The 16,645-nt window shown below is 70.8% G+C and carries 10 protein-coding genes; 8 read left to right on the top strand and 2 right to left on the bottom strand.

Annotated features, from left to right (window positions below; genetic code table 11):
- Window positions 1–221 precede the first annotated feature (221 nt).
- On the top strand, window positions 222–4,415 hold the full coding sequence (locus F563_RS0119665) for a hypothetical protein (RefSeq protein WP_211211458.1): 4,194 nt from the start codon (window positions 222–224) through the stop codon (window positions 4,413–4,415).
- 25 nt (window positions 4,416–4,440) lie between these two features.
- Window positions 4,441–9,063 (top strand): hypothetical protein, encoded by a 4,623-nt coding sequence (locus F563_RS0119660; protein WP_019016405.1) that lies wholly within the window; start codon window positions 4,441–4,443, stop codon window positions 9,061–9,063.
- Between the two features lie 9 nt (window positions 9,064–9,072).
- On the opposite strand, the gene F563_RS0119655 is transcribed toward F563_RS0119660, so the two are convergent.
- Complete coding sequence (locus F563_RS0119655; RefSeq protein WP_019016404.1) at window positions 9,073–10,314, bottom strand: replication protein RepA; 1,242 nt, start codon at window positions 10,312–10,314, stop codon at window positions 9,073–9,075.
- A 179-nt stretch (window positions 10,315–10,493) separates the two neighbouring features.
- On the opposite strand from F563_RS0119655, the gene F563_RS0119650 reads away from it, so the two are divergent.
- Window positions 10,494–11,360: an isocitrate lyase/PEP mutase family protein gene (locus F563_RS0119650; protein ID WP_019016403.1), complete on the top strand. Its 867-nt coding sequence runs from the start codon at window positions 10,494–10,496 to the stop codon at window positions 11,358–11,360.
- Window positions 11,361–11,374: 14 nt separating this feature from the next.
- Here the strand turns inward: F563_RS0119650 and F563_RS23445 are convergent, their stop codons facing one another.
- Window positions 11,375–12,082 carry a GntR family transcriptional regulator gene (locus F563_RS23445; RefSeq protein ID WP_019016402.1) on the bottom strand — a complete coding sequence of 236 codons (708 nt, stop codon included), beginning with the start codon at window positions 12,080–12,082 and terminating at the stop codon, window positions 11,375–11,377.
- 112 nt (window positions 12,083–12,194) lie between these two features.
- Here F563_RS23445 and dgoD point away from each other — a divergent pair, with 112 nt between their 5' ends.
- From dgoD to F563_RS25450, 5 genes are all read left to right on the top strand, one after another.
- Entirely contained in the window at window positions 12,195–13,328 is a 1,134-nt protein-coding gene (gene dgoD / locus F563_RS23440) for a galactonate dehydratase (protein ID WP_019016401.1), read from the top strand.
- 25 nt (window positions 13,329–13,353) lie between these two features.
- On the top strand, window positions 13,354–14,610 hold the full coding sequence (locus F563_RS0119635; RefSeq protein WP_019016400.1) for an extracellular solute-binding protein: 1,257 nt from the start codon (window positions 13,354–13,356) through the stop codon (window positions 14,608–14,610).
- Window positions 14,603–15,508, top strand: coding sequence for a carbohydrate ABC transporter permease (locus F563_RS0119630; RefSeq protein ID WP_019016399.1), 906 nt, complete (start codon window positions 14,603–14,605; stop codon window positions 15,506–15,508). The genes F563_RS0119635 and F563_RS0119630 overlap by 8 nt, the downstream gene beginning before the upstream one ends.
- The gene (locus tag F563_RS0119625) at window positions 15,505–16,356 is read left to right on the top strand and encodes a carbohydrate ABC transporter permease (protein ID WP_019016398.1); all 852 of its coding nucleotides are present in this window, start codon (window positions 15,505–15,507) and stop codon (window positions 16,354–16,356) included. The genes F563_RS0119630 and F563_RS0119625 overlap by 4 nt, the downstream gene beginning before the upstream one ends.
- A gap of 100 nt (window positions 16,357–16,456) precedes the next feature.
- Window positions 16,457–16,645: helix-turn-helix domain-containing protein (locus tag F563_RS25450; protein ID WP_245557173.1), on the top strand; the 189-nt coding region annotated here is incomplete at its 3' end.

Genomic DNA, 16,645 nt, shown 5'->3' with positions numbered 1-16,645 from the left:
CGCGAGCACGCTGCGCCGCGTCAGGCGACGGCGCCCCCCGGCTGAGCCGCCGCCGGCCCGGAGGACGGCAGATGGCGAAGCGGACGACCAGGTCTGGCTCCGGGCGCAAACCGGTCGGCACGACGACGCGCAAGCCGGCGCCGCCCAAGCAGCCTCCGCGCAGCGCAACACCACAGGCTGCAGCGGCCACTTCAGCCTCGACGCGCGCCGCATCCGGAACGGTGCGGGTACCGATCGTTCGTCTGCCTGACCAGGTGCTCGTTCCGGTCGCACCGTCCTACACCTCGAACCTGTTCCAGGCCGGCAAGCCGGGCCGCGCGGTGGTGCGCGCCGAGGACCTGCTCGCGATCCGGATCGAGCTCCGCAATCTCGCCGTCACACCCGGCACGCCCCCGCGCCTGCGCAAGTCCGGCACGGCGGCGGCGCATCTGATCCTGCACTTCCCGCCGCAGTCGATCACCGAGGAGACGTTCTTCGAGACCCGCCCCGCCGGCACGACGAACCCGAAGCGCCCCGACGGCACCAATGACAAGGACGACCCGCCCGGCGGCACCGAGACGCCGAAGCCACCGCCGGTGCGCGCACGCATCGCCGGGGAGTCGCGGCTCGCCTTCGCCGTGCCGGACGGTTTCGACATTCCCTACACGCTCGAAGGCGTGCTGGCCGCCTGCCGCGACCTCGCGCTGTCCGTGCCGGCGAACGCGGCCGCGCCGGCCTCGGCCGGGCTGTCGCTCAGCCTGCGCGAGCTGTTCGCCGCCGATGTCGCCCGGCTCGATCCGCGCCAGCGCCGCGCGCTGACCAGCTTCGCCCTGCGCACGCTGCGCGTCGCCGCGGTGCAGGGCGACACCGCGACCTTGCATCTCCGCCAGCTCGCCGGCGGCGTGGGGGTGGCGCCGATCGGCCGCGGGCTGATCACCATCCCGCTCGACCCCGGCCCGATCATCGGGCCGCGGCCGCGCCTCTCGCCCCGGCCGGCCGAACCGGGCGCGACCCAGACCGCGATCGAGCTGCCCTGGCGCCTGATCCTCGCCCCGCATGCCGGCGAGCGCTGGCGGCACGCGACCCTGCCGGTGACCTCGCCGGCGACGCAGCGCACCGAGCTCTGGCATTCGCGCCTGGTCGCGCCGGATGCGAAGGGCGGCGTGATCGAGCCGCCGAAGCCCGACAGCCAGCGCACCGTGCGCGCGGTCTGGGCGCTCACCGGCGAGGGCTCGCCCAAGCCGATGCAGGGCACCTTCCCGACCTCGGCCGACCTGCCGGCGCCGAACACCTCGCCGTTCCGGATGCCGCTCGACGATTTCGACCGGTTCCAGATCACCCATCTCTCGTCGAACTTCTCGGTCTCGAACTACGCGCCGCAGCCGATCGGTGCGAACCTGCTGATGCTGTCGAGCCTTGGCGCCTGGCTCGACTCGCGCGGCGGCTGGGAACCGCCCGGGCTCTCGGTCGAGGAGTGGGTGCACCGTGCCTCGATGGGGCGCGATCATTACGTGCGCGTGGTCTACAAGGGATTCCTGTTCCCGTTCGGCCATCGCGTCGCGCTGGTGAAGGTGTCCGAGCGCAAGTTCCACAACGGCGCGCTCGGGCCCGACGGCAAGCCGGTGATCGAGCAGACCACCGGCAACGTCGCCTATCTGCGCCAGCGGCTGTTCATCGTCGTGCGCGAACGCGAGCGCCGCTTCGTCGATCCCGGCCTGACGAACAACGCGGGCACGGTGAACTTCCAGCGCCAGTTCCCGTTCTCGTCGGTGCGCATCCTCACCCTGGTGACGCCGAATCTCGACCAGCCGAACAGCCCGGCCGCGCGCATCGGCCCGAACAACGACCAGCGCCTGTTCTGGCCCTGCGTGAACGGCGCCCCCTTCGCCTTCCAGTGCGTCGCGACCGACATCGACGGCAAGCCGATCCAGTTCGCCCTGCCCATGATCTTCATGGACAACACCATGGCGAGCCCGCGCACGCTGGTCGGCAACACGCTGCAACCCGACTTCCCGACCGCGGAGGCGAACGCTGCCGCCGCGCGCGCCGCCTGGCGCGACGCGAGCCGCGCCGACCGCCGGGTCGCCGCCGGCAACCAGCAGCGCGTGGCCTTCGCGCCGAGCCTGAAGCCAGGCGACACCTCGGCGCAGGTGACCGAGCTGCATTTCGATGCCGAGGTGGAGGCGAACAACGCCAAGCTGCGGACCTACAGCCAGAAGCTCCAGCGCCCGGTGTTCTACCCGAAGCTCGAGAAGGCGAAGGTGCGCATCACGCCGATCGCCCAGCTCGGCGGCAGCAACAAGACCAACACGATCGCCTGGAACGCCCACTATCTCCAGCACGGCTTCGGCAACAACAAGGGCGAGGTCTTCGCCGATGTCGTGACCGAGTCCGGCATGGCGCAGCTCGACTTCTCCGCACAGGGCGACCGGTCGGGCGGCTTCGTGCAGCCCAACATCAAGCCGAACGCGCTGTCGCGCTTCGCCGGGCCGGTGATGGGCGATGTCGGCCAGTTCATCCAGGGCAAGACCATGCCGGGCGGCGGCTTCCCGACCTCGCTCTCGGACCTGCCGCTGCCGCTGCTGTTCGGCTGCATCCCCCTCGGCGAGCTGATCAAGGCGGTCAGCAACCTCACGGAGTCGCCGGAGAAGATCCCCAAGTTCGCGAGCGAGGCGAGCACCCAGGTCGAGTCCTTCATCAACGGCCTGATCCGGCTGATCGAGTTCATCAGCAATCTCGCGGACCAGCCCGGCCGGATCGCGGATGCCGCGCTCGGCGTGTTCAAGGCCACCCTCGCGGACCTGCTCGACCAGGCGAAGGCCTACGCCGCCGCCCAGGTCGCGGATGTCAAGACCAAGGTCAACGAGCTGACCACGGCGCTCACGGGTGTGGCGGGCCAGGTCCAGCAGTTGTTCGACAAGCGGATCGACGCCGCGCCGACGCTTGGCGGACTCGCCGGCGCCGTCGCGACGGCGCAGACCCGGGTCGCTGCGCTGAAGGCCGCGGCGAACGCCCAGGTGGGCGGCGTGTCGCTGCCGGCCGGGTTCCGCCAGGGGCTGCTGACGGTCGCCGGTCAGCTCGAGACCTTCCTCGCCGACCTGCAGACCATCGTCACGCTGATCACCCAGGGCAAGGCGCTCTACACCGCGCTCGACAACGTGGTCGGCGATCCGTCCGCGCTCGGCAGCCTGTTCGAGAACCCGGGCGAGCTCGCGACCCGGATCGACGCCGTGAAGAACGCGATCGGTCCGCTCAAGGGCACGCTCGGGGGCTTCCGGCTGCTCGACGGCGCGCCGCGCAAGGTCATTCTCGACGCGATGTCCACGGTCGAGCAGGTGCTCGCGGGGGCGGCGGATCTGCTGAAGCTGCTCGAGATGCTGACCGGCGACGATCTGACGGTCCGCTTCGACTGGAACCCGCCGATCGACGACTGGGGCTTCGAGCCCGGCGCGCCGCTGTTCCGCGCCAACGACAAGCGCGGCTTCCTCGTCGCGGTCGAGGCGAAGATCAAGAAGAACGGATCCTCCGCGCCGAGGATCGGCGTGGTGTGCAGCCTCAAGCATTTCGATCTCGTGCTGATCGCGCCGGCGAGCTTCATCGAGCTGAACTTCGAGAAGATCGAGTTCAGCGTCGATACCGCGGCGAAGATGAACGTCGATGTGCTGCTGTCCGACATCAAGTTCGTCGGCCCCCTGTCGTTCGTCGAGACGCTGCGCGACCTGATCCCGCTCGACGGGTTCTCGGATCCCCCCTCGTTCGACATCTCGCCGCAGGGCATCGACGCCTCGTTCTCGGTCGCGCTGCCCTCGATCTCGATCGGCGTGCTGAGCCTGAGCAATCTGAGCCTCGGCGCCGGATTCACGGTGCCGTTCATCGGCCAGCCGCTGTCGGTCCGCTTCAACTTCTGCACGCGCGAGCAGCCCTTCACCCTGACCGTCTACATGTTCGGCGGCGGCGGGTTCTTCGGCATCACGATCGACCCGCATGGCGTGCAGATCCTGGAGGCCGCGTTCGAGTTCGGCGCCTCGCTCTCGGTCGATTTCGGGGTCGCCTCGGGCGGCGTACACGTGATGGCGGGCATCTATTTCCGCATGGAGCAGGATGCCGCCTCGCTGACGGGGTATTTCCGCCTCGGCGGGCGCGTCGATGTGCTCGGCATCATCACCGCCTCGATCGAGCTCTATCTGGAGCTGCGCTACGAGTTCCAGACCGGCAAGTGCGTCGGCAAGGCGAAGCTGACCATCGAGATCTCGGTGTTTATCTTCTCCGGCAGCGTGACGATCACCTGCGAGCGCAAGTTCGCCGGCTCGAACGGCGATCCGACCTTCCGCGAGATGGTCGGCTTCGACCCGTCGCTCAGCCTCGCCGACGAGCTCGCCCAGATCGACACGGGCACGAGCTACGCCTGGCGCGACTACTGCGAAGCCTTCGCGTGAGCGCGAGAGGTCCCTGGAGGCACTGATGGCGAAGCAGAGGATCGTCTGGACCGCGCTGCCGTTCGGCCGGACCAAGGACGGGCGGCTCCGCGTCTCGGTCGTCGTCTCGCCGCGGCTGACACCCGAGGCGGCGAGCGAGCAGGCGCTCGCCGCCTTCCCCGACTTCCTCGACTGGCCGGGTACGCTGAAGCGCGCGAAGATCGGCTTGCGCGTCGGCGCGACGACCGTTCCGCTCCAGGCGCTCGGCACCCCGGACTCGCGCCTCTGGCGAAGGCTGTTCGACAAGGCCACCCCGGTGGCTGGCTTCGTGTTCCAGGACATGAGCCGGGTCAACCTGCGCTCGTACCCGACCCGGAACGTGCTGCGCTTCGTGCGGCGCAACTACGCCAAGCTCGCGGTGCAGGCCGCAACCAACCACCCGACGCTGCTGCCCTGGAAAGGCGCCTCGGGCCCGCTCAAGGACATGCTGACCGAGGCGGGCACGCGCACGCAGACGATCAATCTCGGTGACCGTCAGATCGAGCTGCCCCTGCCTGGGTTCAGCCGCTTCTTCGGCGGCGACGGCGAGCAGTCGCTCGACAAGCAGCTGCGCGCCAACGTGTTCGGCCCCGACAGCCGCTATCGCGCGCCGCTGCTGGCGATCGCCGCGCCCGATGACGGCCCGCCGGCGGCGGCGGGCGAGTTCCCGCTGCGCGTGCTGCCGCCGGACTGGAACGATCCCTTGGGCGGCGGGGCCGATGCGCCGGTGATGAGCCAGTTCACCACGGCCGACGAGTACACGCTCTACCAGGCGATGCGGTTCTATCGCCGCGAGCCGCCGAGCGCGGCCGAGCGCAAGCTGCGCCGCCCCTCCTTCGCCGACGTGCCGGCATCGCCCAAGCCGCCCGAGTTCGACTTCCACCGCATCGTCGCCTCCTATGGCGACATGCCGGCCCTCTTGCGTGCGCTCGGCCTGATCCTCGACTTCGCCCTGCCCGCCAACTCGCCGATCGACGCGATGATCGGCAGCGGCAGTGCCGCGGGGCTGATCCGGGTGCAGGTGGCCTGGAGCACACCGCAATCCGGCACGGACGCGACGCCGCGTACCGCCTGGCAGGGCGACAAGGAGCGCTTCCTGGCACGACCGCGGACGGCCGACCATCAGCGCGGCCTGTTGCGCCTTGAAGGCAGCAACGACCGCTACGGCTCCGACAGGCGTCGCAGCCCCTTCGACCTGCACCAGGTCGATCCCGAGGGCACGGCGCTGAAGACGGTCGATTTCGTGGTCTCCGCGCAGGGGCTGGTGGCGAAGAGCCTGCGCCTCGGCACCGACGGCGACGTGACCTACACCACCGGCAATGACCAGCCGGTCGCAGCGCTGCGCTCGGGCGGGCTCGGGCTGTCGCGCCACGGCCGCGCGGCGCAGGTCGCGACAGACGCGGCCGCCGCGGCGCTGAAGAACACCGCCCTCGGCGGCGCGAGCGCGGGCAATGTCGTGCTGTTCCTCGAGGACGTGATGCGCGGCTATCGCGTCGATGTCGCCGCGGTGCCGGATGCGGTCTCGGCCGGCACGTGGCGCTCGCTCTGCGAGCGCAGCGGCGCCTGGACGCTCATCCGGTCGGGCGAGAAGCTCTCCTTCCCGGACGACGAGGGCTATGTCAGCGGCGCCTCCACCACCAGCACGGCGAGCGAAGGGGTGGACCCGGACGATCACTACCTGAACGAGACGATGTTCCGCTGGACCGGCTGGAGCCTCGCCGCGCCGCGGCCCGGGCGCACGTTGCGCGCCGAGAAGGTGCCCGACAGCGAGCTCCAGGCCGAGGTCACGACCGAGGTGACCGATGCGGCCGACAACGGCAACGGCATCGCCGTGCGCTACACCGTGCGCAAGGGCAGCCTGCCGAAGCTGCGCTTCGGCCAGCTCTACCGGCTGCGCGCGCGCGTGGTCGATCTCGCCGGCAACAGCCTCGCGCGCGACGATGCCTCGCTCGGCGAACTCGAGAACGCGACCGACGCGGTCGGCTACTGGCGCTTCGAGCCGGTCGATCCGCCGGTGCTGGTGCAGCGCGCGCGCGTGAGCGAGGGCGAGTCGCTCGAGCGCATGGTGATCCGCAGCAACTGGAACGCCGATGCGGCATCGTATCTGCTCTCGCCCGACTTCGCGGCCGCGATCGGCCTGCCCGCCTCGCAGGATTTCGAGTACGGCGCGGTCAACGAGCGGCATGTCGTTCCGCCCAAGTCCTCGCAGCTGCAATGCGAGCAGCACGGGCTGTTCGACCCGCTGTTCGGTGATCCCGCCGCGATCAAGACGGCCTACGGCATCGCCGCGCGCGAGGCGGGCTCACTCTACGACACCGGCCCCGGCACGCAGGTGGAGCTGATCACGCCGAAATCCGTCGCCGGGGTCGCGACCACCGATACGCTGCCGCCGCAGGGGCCGAGTGCCGCGAACCCGGTGGGCGACCGTCTCGCCGGCGGGCAGTATGTCGTGCACCGCGAGGCGCTGGTGCCGACGCCCTATCTGCCCGATGGCGCGGCCGGCGGGATCGCGCTGCGGGCCGCGCCCGGCCATGCCCTGCCGGGTGTCAGCGGGCCGATGGTGCTCGGGCCGAGTGCCGCGGTCGTGCTCACGCCGAGCCAGGAGCTCGTCCTCGTCGTCGCTTACGGCAAGAGCTGGCCCGACACGGTCGGGCTCCGGATCAGGCTCGCCGAGCGCGCGCAGTCCGTCACATCGCTGCCCTGCGGCGAGAGTTTCGCCGATGCGGGCGCGCCGCACTGGAACGAGACCACGCGCGAGCTAACGCTGTTCGTCCCCAAGGGGCGCATCGTGCGCCTTCGCTATGCGAGCCTCGTGCACAAGGATTTCCTCGATGCCTTCGGCCTGCCCTCCTGGGTGGACAGCGCGGGCGATCGGGCGTTCGTGCGCGTGATGGCACAGCTCGGCTGCCACTGGATGCTCTCGCCCTATCGCACACTGACGCTGGTGCATGCGACGCAGCAGCCGGTGTGCGAGCCCGAACTGCTGAAGCTCGGCGTCTCGCGCGCGCTCGGCGACCACCATGCGCAGCTGCGCTCGGTGATGCGGCTGCACGGGCCGAGCACCGGCAAGTTCGAGATCGAGGCGGAGTGGGACGAGTGGATCGACGACCTGGAGCGTCCCGGTCCCGAGCTGCTCAAGGCGAGCCGCGGCCAGCTCGGCGAGGTGCAGCTCGGCGAGAACCACGCCAACGAGTTCGACCTGAACGCGGCGGTGAACGTGCAAATCATCGCCAACCGCGACCGCGGCCGGGGTGACCGCCACGAATTCGGCGACACCAAGTTCCGCCTCGTGCGCTACCGCGTGCGGGCGACCACGCGGTTCCGCGAATACCTGCCCGAGGCGATCTACGACAAGCGCGATCTGGTCACGCGCCTCGGCCCCGTGGCCGAGGGCATGGGCGTGAAGGTCGGCGCCGATAACGACCCCGGCGCGCCGGTGCTGCTGGATGCGGCGGCCGACCGCTTCCACACCATCGTGCCGGCGACCGCGCCGCCGGAGGATCCGGCCGTGCTCTACACCGTGCCGACCTTCCGCTGGCAGACAAGCGGGGCCTCGGCGAACGCGCTCGACATCACCCGGTTCGGCAACGGCCTGCGCGTCTGGCTGGACCGGCCGTGGTTCACCTCAGGAAATGGCGAACTGCTCGGCATCGTCATGCTCGGCGAGAACGAGCCCTTCACCGCGGTCACGTCGGCGCTGCTGCCCTTCGTGACGCAATGGGGCATGGACCCGCTCTGGGACACCGCGACGCCGAAGCCGCGCATCCGCGCCGCCGACTTCCCCGCGCGCGTGATCAGCGAGACCGTGCCGCTGCGGGAACGGCCGGAACGGCTGGTGCAGGTGGTCGGCCACCGCGTGCACTGGGACGCCGCGCGCAAGCTCTGGTACTGCGACATCGAGCTCGATCCGGGGGCGAGCTACATGCCGTTCGTGCGCCTCGCCCTCGCGCGCTACCAGCCCTTCGCGCTCGCGGGGGCGAAGATCTCGAAGGTGCAGTTGGGCGAGTTCGCGCAGGTGCTGCCGCGCCGGCGCGCGGTGTTCAGCCGCACCGGCGCCAAGGTGTCGGTGCGGCTGCATGGCAACGTGCCGCATTTCGGGCCGATGCAGTTCCCGGGCGACTCCGAGTACGCCGACATCTCCTTCGTCACCGGCCCGCACGAGACAGGCCGCAACAAGGTCGAGCTCGTGCTGCAGACGCGCGATCCGGCGATCGACAGCGATCTCGCCTGGTCGGATGCGGCGGTGCTCGCCTCGGCGATCCTGGTGCCGCCGGGCACGGCGCCGGTGCAGCCGCCGCTCGGCGGGATCTTCGGCGAGCCGGTGGCACGCGGACGCGCACCGGCCGCGACGGTGCAGAACCGGCTCGGCGCCGTGCTGGACCTCGACGCGGTGGTGGATGTCGGCCCGATCCTCGGCCGGCCCGACATCATCGGCACGCTCGATCCCGCGGTGTGGAGCACGGAGGCGACCCTGCCCGCCACCGGCGGCCAGACAGCGCGGCTGATGCTGCGGGAGTTCGAGCGCTTCTACACCGACCGCACGGTGCCGGAGGTGCGTGCGGGCGCAGTGCGGCGGCGGCGGGTGATCGAGGAGCGGCTCGTCTACGCGACGGTGTTCGAGCTCGGCTGACGCGCCCCGTCAGCGCCAGCCGGGCGCGGGCACCTTGCGGATGCGCCGGTTGATCTCGGCGTGCGAGGTGATCTCGCCGGCCCAGAAATCGTCGATCAGGTCGCGATTGGCCATGATCCAGGCCGAGACGCGGCCGAGCTCGTTGCGGCCGAGCCCGCCGCTCACCTCGAGCACGATCGGCTCGACCGCGAGCACGGTCAGCCGGTCCGGATCGAAGCGCGTGCCCGGAGTGACGCCGACGAGCGCGCTGTCCTCGCCGTAGCCGCGGCGGAGCCAGATCACCTGCGGCAGGCCGGTCAGGTGCGAGCGCAGGCTGATCGTGTCGTCCGCGATCTCATCCTCGTCCGCGCGCACGGCTGCCGTTTCGGGCGGTGCAGGGGGCGGCGCGGGCGCGGGGTCCGGCGTGATCTCCGCCGCGGGTTCAGGCATCGGCGTCGGGGTCGGTTCGGCCGCCGTCTCGGCAGCGTCCGCGGTCTCCACCGCGTGGCGCACGCCGACGCCCTCGTCATCGACCGCGAGCGCGATCGACAGATCGGCCTCGAACACCGCACGCAGCGCGCTCTCGAAGGCGGTCCGGAACGCGGGGGCGTCCTGCGCGGGGGCGGCAAAGCGCGCGAACAGCTCGTCCCAGCCGACCGTCACCGTCGCCTCGGCCGGCGTGCGATGCAGGGTGGCGCGGATCCAGGCATAGGCATCGAAGGCGAGCGGCGTCTCGGCGAGCCTGGAGACGATCGCGCGATCGAGCGGCACCGCCTGCGCGGCGAGGCTCGCGGCAAAGCCGCTGGCGAGGCGCACGCTCGCGCGCCAGGCGCCCGCGGCGCGCGGCCGGCCACGCGCGTCGAACACGGCGAGGTCCGGCCCGCCCTCCGTCGCGACGATCATCCGCGCGGCGAGGATGCGCTCGACCTGCTCGGCGAGCGCGCGCGCATCGGCCACGCCGAGGCTCGCCGCTAGCGCGGGCGCATCCGCGCCGAGGGCCACCACCGGGCTCTCGGCCCGGAACGCCGCATCGCAGACATGCAGCAGCACGAGGCGCAGCATTGGCCCCGCCGGCAGCGGAACCTCGCCGGTGCCGGGCTCGATGCGCACCGTCACGCCGCCGGCGCTCCTCTGCCACGCCGCGCGCGGGGTGCGCAGCGGCAGGCCGAGGCCGCAGAACGCGGCGTGGTGCCACAGCACGGCAGCGTTCAGCTGCGTTGCGGCCTCATCCGCGGCCGGAAGGCAGGAGTCGATCCTCGGCGAGGTGTTCATGAAGACTCGTTGTCGCGTCACGGAGGCCGGCGCTCAGCGCGCGGCGGCATCGGGCTCGATGCCCTGGATGTCACCCGCAGATAGACGCGGCAGGCGCGCGACGCAAGCGCGGGGCTGTCTTGGTCGCCGCGCCGATCGCCTCTACCGTCACGCGCGCAACCCCGAAGCGAAGGATCGCCATGACCCCGCCCGACCGCCTGCGCGCCCTGCTCGCCGAGCCCGGCTTCATCGTCATGCCGGCGGTGTGGGACGGGCTCTCCGCCAAGCTCGCTGCCGGCGCGGGGTTCAAGACCGCGTTCCTGTCGGGCTCCTGCGTGGCGGCGAGCCGGCTCGGCGGGCCGGATCTCGACCTGATCTCGTTCGGCGAAATGTTCGACTCCTTCACCATGGTGCGCAACGCGGCACCCGACACGCTGGTGCTGGCGGATGGCGATCACGGCTACGGCAACGCGATGAACGTGCAGCGCACGGTGCGCGCCTATGGCCGTGCCGGGGCCGCGGCGATCCTGATCGAGGACAAGATCACGCCGCGTGAACTGACGGCCGTCGGCAAGCCCTGCCTGCCGCGCGCGGAGGCGCGCATGAAGATCCGCGCCGCGGTCGAGGCGGCGAAGGAGTCCGGCATCCTGGTGATGGCGCGCACCGATTGCCGCCCGACCCAGGGGATCGACGAGGCGGTGGCGCGCATCGAGGCCTTCGTCGCGGAGGGTGCCGACCTGTTGTTCCTCGACTCGCCCGCCGACGAGACGGAGATGCGGCGCGCGGTGGCGGCCGCGGCCGGGCGGCCCTCCTTCATCGTGCTCTCGCCCGGCGCGCCGCGCGCCACACCCACGCGCGACGAGGCCGCGGCCCTGGGGTTCAGGATCGGCACCTACCCGACGGCGCTGCTCTCGCCGGTGGTCGGGGGGATGAAGGCCGGGCTCGCCGCTCTCGCCGCGGGCGAGGCGGAGGCGCCGGGCGCGCTGCCGCCGGCGGAGCTCCGTGCCACGCTCGGCTATCCGGACTACGACGCCGAGGCGCGGCGTTTCATCGCGACAAGCGGCTAGCCGCCCGCGCCCGATCAGTGCCGCCCGCCGCCACGCGGCGGCAGGCCCAGTTCGCCAAGCGCGCGCAGCAGGTCGTCGCGTGCGCCGATCACGTGCAGCCGCGCGACCAGCCCGGCCGTGCGCGCATCCCGCGCCTCGATCGCCTCGATCAGCTCATGGTGCTCGTGCACGATCCGCGCGAGCCGCGTCGGACTGAACCCCGCCTTCAGCCGCAGCGCCTCGATCAGCCCGCGGCCGATCCGGAGCGCACGGCGCGCCGGCGGGTTCGCGGCCGCCTCGGCCAGCGCGAGATGCAACTGCCGGTCCAGCGCCACGATCCGGTCGCGCGCCCCGTCCCGCACCGCCTCCGCATGCGCGCCCACCAGCACGCGCATCGCCGCGACATCGGCCGGGGAGGCGCGCTCGGCGCAGCGCTCCGCCAGCATGCCCTCCAGCGCCTCGCGCATGTCGTAGGTGTTGCGGATGAAATCGGCATCCACCGCGACGATCCGCGCGCCGCGATGCGGGCTGGTCTCCAGGATCCCCTCGCCGGCGAGCACGCGGATCGCCTCGCGCACGGGCATTTGGCTGACCGCGTAGCGGGTCGCGAGCTCCTCGACGGTGATGCGCGCGCCGGGGGAAAGCCGGCCGGTGAGGATGTCCTCGCGCAGCCGCTCGCGCACGTGATCGGCGGCGGTCGGCGGCGAGGCGAGCGGCGTCGGCCCGGGTCGGGAGCGGTCCATCGCCGCTGATTTGATCAGATGTGCCGATTCTTGTCGACGCTGGATTGTGTTCCTGCCGGAATCTGATCAAATGCGCCCCAAGGTCGTCCATCCAAGGCAGCGGCACCGGCGCATGCGGATCACGGGAATCGACCGGTTCACCCTCTGGGTGGACTGGTGCAACTGGCTCCTGGTGCGCGTCCGCACCGACGAGGGGCTGGTCGGCTGGGGCGAGGCCTCACTGCATGGCGGCGTGCAGGCGGTCGAGGCGGCGATCGATGCCTATGCGGATCATCTGATCGGCCAGGACCCGGCCGGGCCCGAGCGGCACTGGCACCGGCTCTACAACATGTGGCGCTGGCGCGGCGGCTGCGTGTTCCAGAGCGCGCTCTCGGCACTGGACATCGCGCTCTGGGATCTGGAGGGCAAGCGGCTCGGCGTGCCCGTCCACCGCCTGCTCGGCGGCGCGCATCGCGACCGGGTGCGCTGCTACGCGAGCCACTGGCTCGGCGGGGTCGAGACGCCCGAGCAGGCCGCCGAAGGGGCGCGCGAGGCGGTGCGCCGCGGCTACACCGCGTTCAAGTGGGTCGCCGTCACCTATGAGCATCTGCGCGTGGGCGAGACGGCGGCGATCGCACGCGCCGAGCGGCTGATGCGGGCGGCGCGCGAGGCGGTCGGTCCCGCGATCGACATCATGGTGGAGTGTTCGGAGTTCCTCTCGCCGCGCACGGCCGAGCGGCTGGATGCCGCGCTCGCGCCCCACGCGCCGTTCTGGTTCGAGGAGCCGATCCCGTACGAGAACGCGAAGGCGATGGCGCAGCTCCAGGCGCGCATCCGCACGCCGATCGCGACCGGCGAGCGGCTGCTGTCGCGCCACGAGTTCCGCGAGCTGCTCGATCTCGGCGGCTGCCGCATCATCCAGCCCGACATCATGCATTGCGGCGGCTTCACCGAGATGAAGCGGATCGCGGCCCTGGCCGACATGCACTACGTGCCGCTCGCTCCCCACAATCCGGGCGGGCCGATCTGCGTCGCCGCCTCGCTGCATCTCGCCGCGGCGATCCCGAATGTCCTCATTCTCGAGCAGATGGAGCCGCAGCGTGAGGCGCGCGATCGCCTCGCCGCGCCAGCGCTGGTGATCGAGGACGGCCATTTCGTCGTGCCCGATGCGCCCGGGCTCGGCGTCGAGCCGGATGTCGAGGCGATCCGCGCGATCGCCGCTGCACCGCAGCCGAAGCGCGAGCGCACGGGGAGCCTCTACACCTGACAACACGGAACGGGAGGAGACAGCCATGAAGAGACGCACGATGCTCGCCGCCGGCGCCGCCACGGCGTTCCTCGGCGGCCGCGCGCCGGCCTATGCCCAGGGCCGCACGACGCGCATCACCTACTGGTGCTGGAGCGAGCACGCACGCGGCGCGCAGGCGGTCTATCCGCGTTTCCGCGAGCAGAACCCCGACATCGAAGTGGAGATCACCAACCTCAACCCGCAGGAGATCCAGGACAAGATCCTGGTCGCGATGGCCACCGGCGTCGGCGCGCCCGATGTCGGGCTGATCATCGAGAGCCGATACCCGACCTATCCCGCCACCGGCGGCCTGCTCGAGGTGCACGACCACGTCGCGCCGCGCGAATCGGACTTCTCGGCGCGGCTGCAGACGCGGCTCAAGCACCGCGGGCGGTATTTCGGCTTTCCCTACATCCAGAACATCGCGGTGATGTTCTACCGCCAGGACATGTTCGAGGAACGCGGCATCACCGCGCCGATCGAGACCTGGGACGAGTGGGTGGAGGCGGGCAAGCGCATCCGCGACCGCGAGCGCAACCGCTACATGCACCAGGTCTCGCCCGGTGCGGTCGGGTTCGGGCCGCTGCTCGGCTATTTCGAGGCCGCCGGCGTGCACTTCTTCACCGAGGAGGGGCGCGTCATCCGCAACAACCGCGCCGCCGCCGAGGTGCTGAAGGTCTATCACGACATCGTCCGCGTCCACGACATCTGCCTGCTGGTCACGCACAACACGCCCGAGCATTTCGTCGCGATGCGCACCGGCCGGATCGCGGCGCTGCACTCGGGCAACTGGGGGCTCGATCGGCTGGAACGCGAGGCGGCGGCGGATGCCGGCAAGTGGAAGGTGCAGCACTTCCCGCGCTGGCGCGCCGACGGGCCGAAGCAGGTCGGCAACTGGGGCGGCAGCGTGCTGGTCATCCCGCGCGCCAACCGCAACCACGCCGCGGCGATCAAGTGGGCCTCGTTCCTGTCCGCCGATGTGGAGGCGCAGATCGGGCTCTGGCAGAACGGCTACGGCCTGCCGACCTCGCTCGCCGCGCAGCGCGACCCGCGCATGCGCGAGCCGCAGCCGTTCCTCGGCCAGTCCATGTACGAGGCCTCGGTCGAGGGCCGCGAGGTGTTCTACACCAACCTGGTGCGCGACTGGCCGCGCGTGCAGATCGAGATGGGCCGCCAGATCGACGCGATGTTCCAGGGCCAGAAGAGCCCTGATCAGGCCTGGGCGGATTTCGAGGCGGCGATGGTCCGCCAGTATGGCTGAGCCGCGCCGGCGCCGGGCCGGCGGGCTGTCCCACCGGTTCCGGCGCGCGGCGGCGCCGTATCTGCTGATCGCCCCGTTCTTCCTGCTGTTCGGGGCGTTCTGGGCCGGGCCGATCGTCGCCTCGTTCCTCTACTCCTTCACCGAGTGGCGCGGCATCACCCCGCCCGAACCGATCGGCTTACGCAACTACGAGCGGCTGATCGGCGACGAGCGGTTCTTCATCGCGCTCGGCAACACGCTCTGGATGGCGGGCGCCTATGTCGCGTGTGCCAATCTCGCGAGCCTCTCGCTCGCGCTCGTGCTGGACGCCGGCTGGGTGCGGCTGCGGCATGTTTTCCGCACCGCGTTCTTCCTGCCGATGACGATCTCCATGGTCGTCTCGGCGGTGATCTTCCAGCTGATCTATGCCGGCGATATCGGGCTGATCGCCAAGCTGCTGGCGGTGGTCGGCATCGAGGGACCGGCCTGGCTGCGCGACCCCGCCACGGCACCGCTCGCGATCGTGGCGATGCGCGTGTGGCGCACCATGGGCTACTACGCGATCATCTATCTCGCCGGATTGCAGGCGGTGTCGGCCGATCTGAAGGAGGCCGCGCGGCTCGATGGCGCCTCCGAGTGGCAGGTGATCCGCCACGTCACCCTGCCGGCGCTGAAGCCCGTGGCCCTGTTCTGCGTCGTGCTCACCTCGATCTCGGCGCTGGAGATGTTCGACGAGCCGATGATCCTGACCCAGGGCGGGCCGGGCGATGCGACGCTGACCGCGGTGATGTTCGTCTACCAGCAGGGGTTCCAGTTCCTCGAACTCGGCTATGCCGCGGCGGCGTCCTACGTGCTGACGCTGGTGATCGTCATGATCTCGATCGCGCAGAAGCTCTGGCTGGGGGAGAAGGAGCGGTGATCGCGCGCGGGCTCCGCCGGCGGAGGGCGCTGGAACCCTCGCCGCTCGTCCAGTACGCCGTGCTGCTGGGACTCTGCGCGCTGCTCGCGCTGGTGCTGATGCCGTGGGTCTGGGCGCTCTTGTCGTCGTTCAAGCCGCGCTCGGAGATCATGTCCACCGGCTTCCTGCCGGAGGTCTGGCAGATCGGCAACTACGTCGAGCTGTTCACCACCACGCTCTACGGGCGGTGGCTGATGAACTCGGCGATCGTCTCGGTCTCGGCCGCGTGCGTGGGCATGGTCGTCTGCGGCATGGCGGGCTACGCCTTCGCGAAGTTCCGGTTCGCCGGCAAGACCGCGCTGTTCTGGATCGTGATCGCCTCGGTCTCGATCCCGCCCTTCACCACGGTGATCCCGCTGTTCGGCTGGATGGCCAAGCTCGGCCTGCTCAACACCTATCTCGTGCTCGTGCTGCCCTTCGCCTCCTCAGCGTTCGGGCTGTTCATGATGCGCCAATACATCTCGACCCTGCCCGACGAGCTGATCGAGGCCGCGCGAATCGACGGCTGCGGCGAGCTCCGCCTGCTGCTGACGATCATCCTGCCGCTCGCGCGGCCCGCGCTCGGCACGGTCGGCATCCTGATCTTCATCTCGTCGTGGAACTCGTTCATCTGGCCGCTGGTGTTCATGCGGAGCGACGAGATGTTCACCCTGCCGGTCGGCATCGCCGGGCTGAACAGCGAGCAGATGGCCGAGTACGGGCTGATCATGGCGGCTGCCATCACCTCCTGCATCCCGATGCTCGTGGTGTTCTTCCTGATGCAGAAGCAGATCATCGCCGGGCTGACGCGCGGCGCCGTGAAGGCCTGAGGGGCTAGAGCCTGATTCCTTCTGGTGGAATCGGATTGGGTGTTCCGGCGCGTTTGGTTTTCTGATTCAAGCTGCTGGCTGGGCTGGAGGCCAGCAGCCGATGACCCGAGCCCTGTCCTGTGATCTGCGTGATCGCGTCGTGGCGGCCATGCGGAATGGCGCGAGTTGCCGCGAGGCGGCCAAGCTGTTCTCGGTGAGCGTGGCGAGCGCGGTGCGTTGGTCGCAGTTGTATCGCGCGACCGGCAGCACGGCGCCGCGGCCTCATGGTGCGCGGCGACGCCCGGTCTTG

Source organism: Elioraea tepidiphila DSM 17972, from assembly GCF_000378465.1.
Taxonomy (GTDB): Bacteria; Pseudomonadota; Alphaproteobacteria; order Acetobacterales; family Acetobacteraceae; genus Elioraea; species Elioraea tepidiphila.
Note: the sequence above shows the minus strand (reverse complement) of the source record. Positions and strands in the feature narration are given on the sequence as shown.

Bases quoted from the DNA above. Each gene is read 5' to 3' on its own strand.
- F563_RS23445 (WP_019016402.1), bottom strand. From the start codon at position 12,082: ATGGACCGCTCCCGACCCGGGCCGACGCCGCTCGCCTCGCCGCCGACC.
- F563_RS0119635 (WP_019016400.1), top strand. From the start codon at position 13,354: ATGAAGAGACGCACGATGCTCGCCGCCGGCGCCGCCACGGCGTTCCTC.
- F563_RS0119650 (WP_019016403.1), top strand. From the start codon at position 10,494: ATGACCCCGCCCGACCGCCTGCGCGCCCTGCTCGCCGAGCCCGGCTTC.
- F563_RS0119630 (WP_019016399.1), top strand. From the start codon at position 14,603: ATGGCTGAGCCGCGCCGGCGCCGGGCCGGCGGGCTGTCCCACCGGTTC.
- dgoD (WP_019016401.1), top strand. From the start codon at position 12,195: ATGCGGATCACGGGAATCGACCGGTTCACCCTCTGGGTGGACTGGTGC.
- F563_RS0119655 (WP_019016404.1), bottom strand. From the start codon at position 10,314: ATGAACACCTCGCCGAGGATCGACTCCTGCCTTCCGGCCGCGGATGAG.
- F563_RS0119660 (WP_019016405.1), top strand. From the start codon at position 4,441: ATGGCGAAGCAGAGGATCGTCTGGACCGCGCTGCCGTTCGGCCGGACC.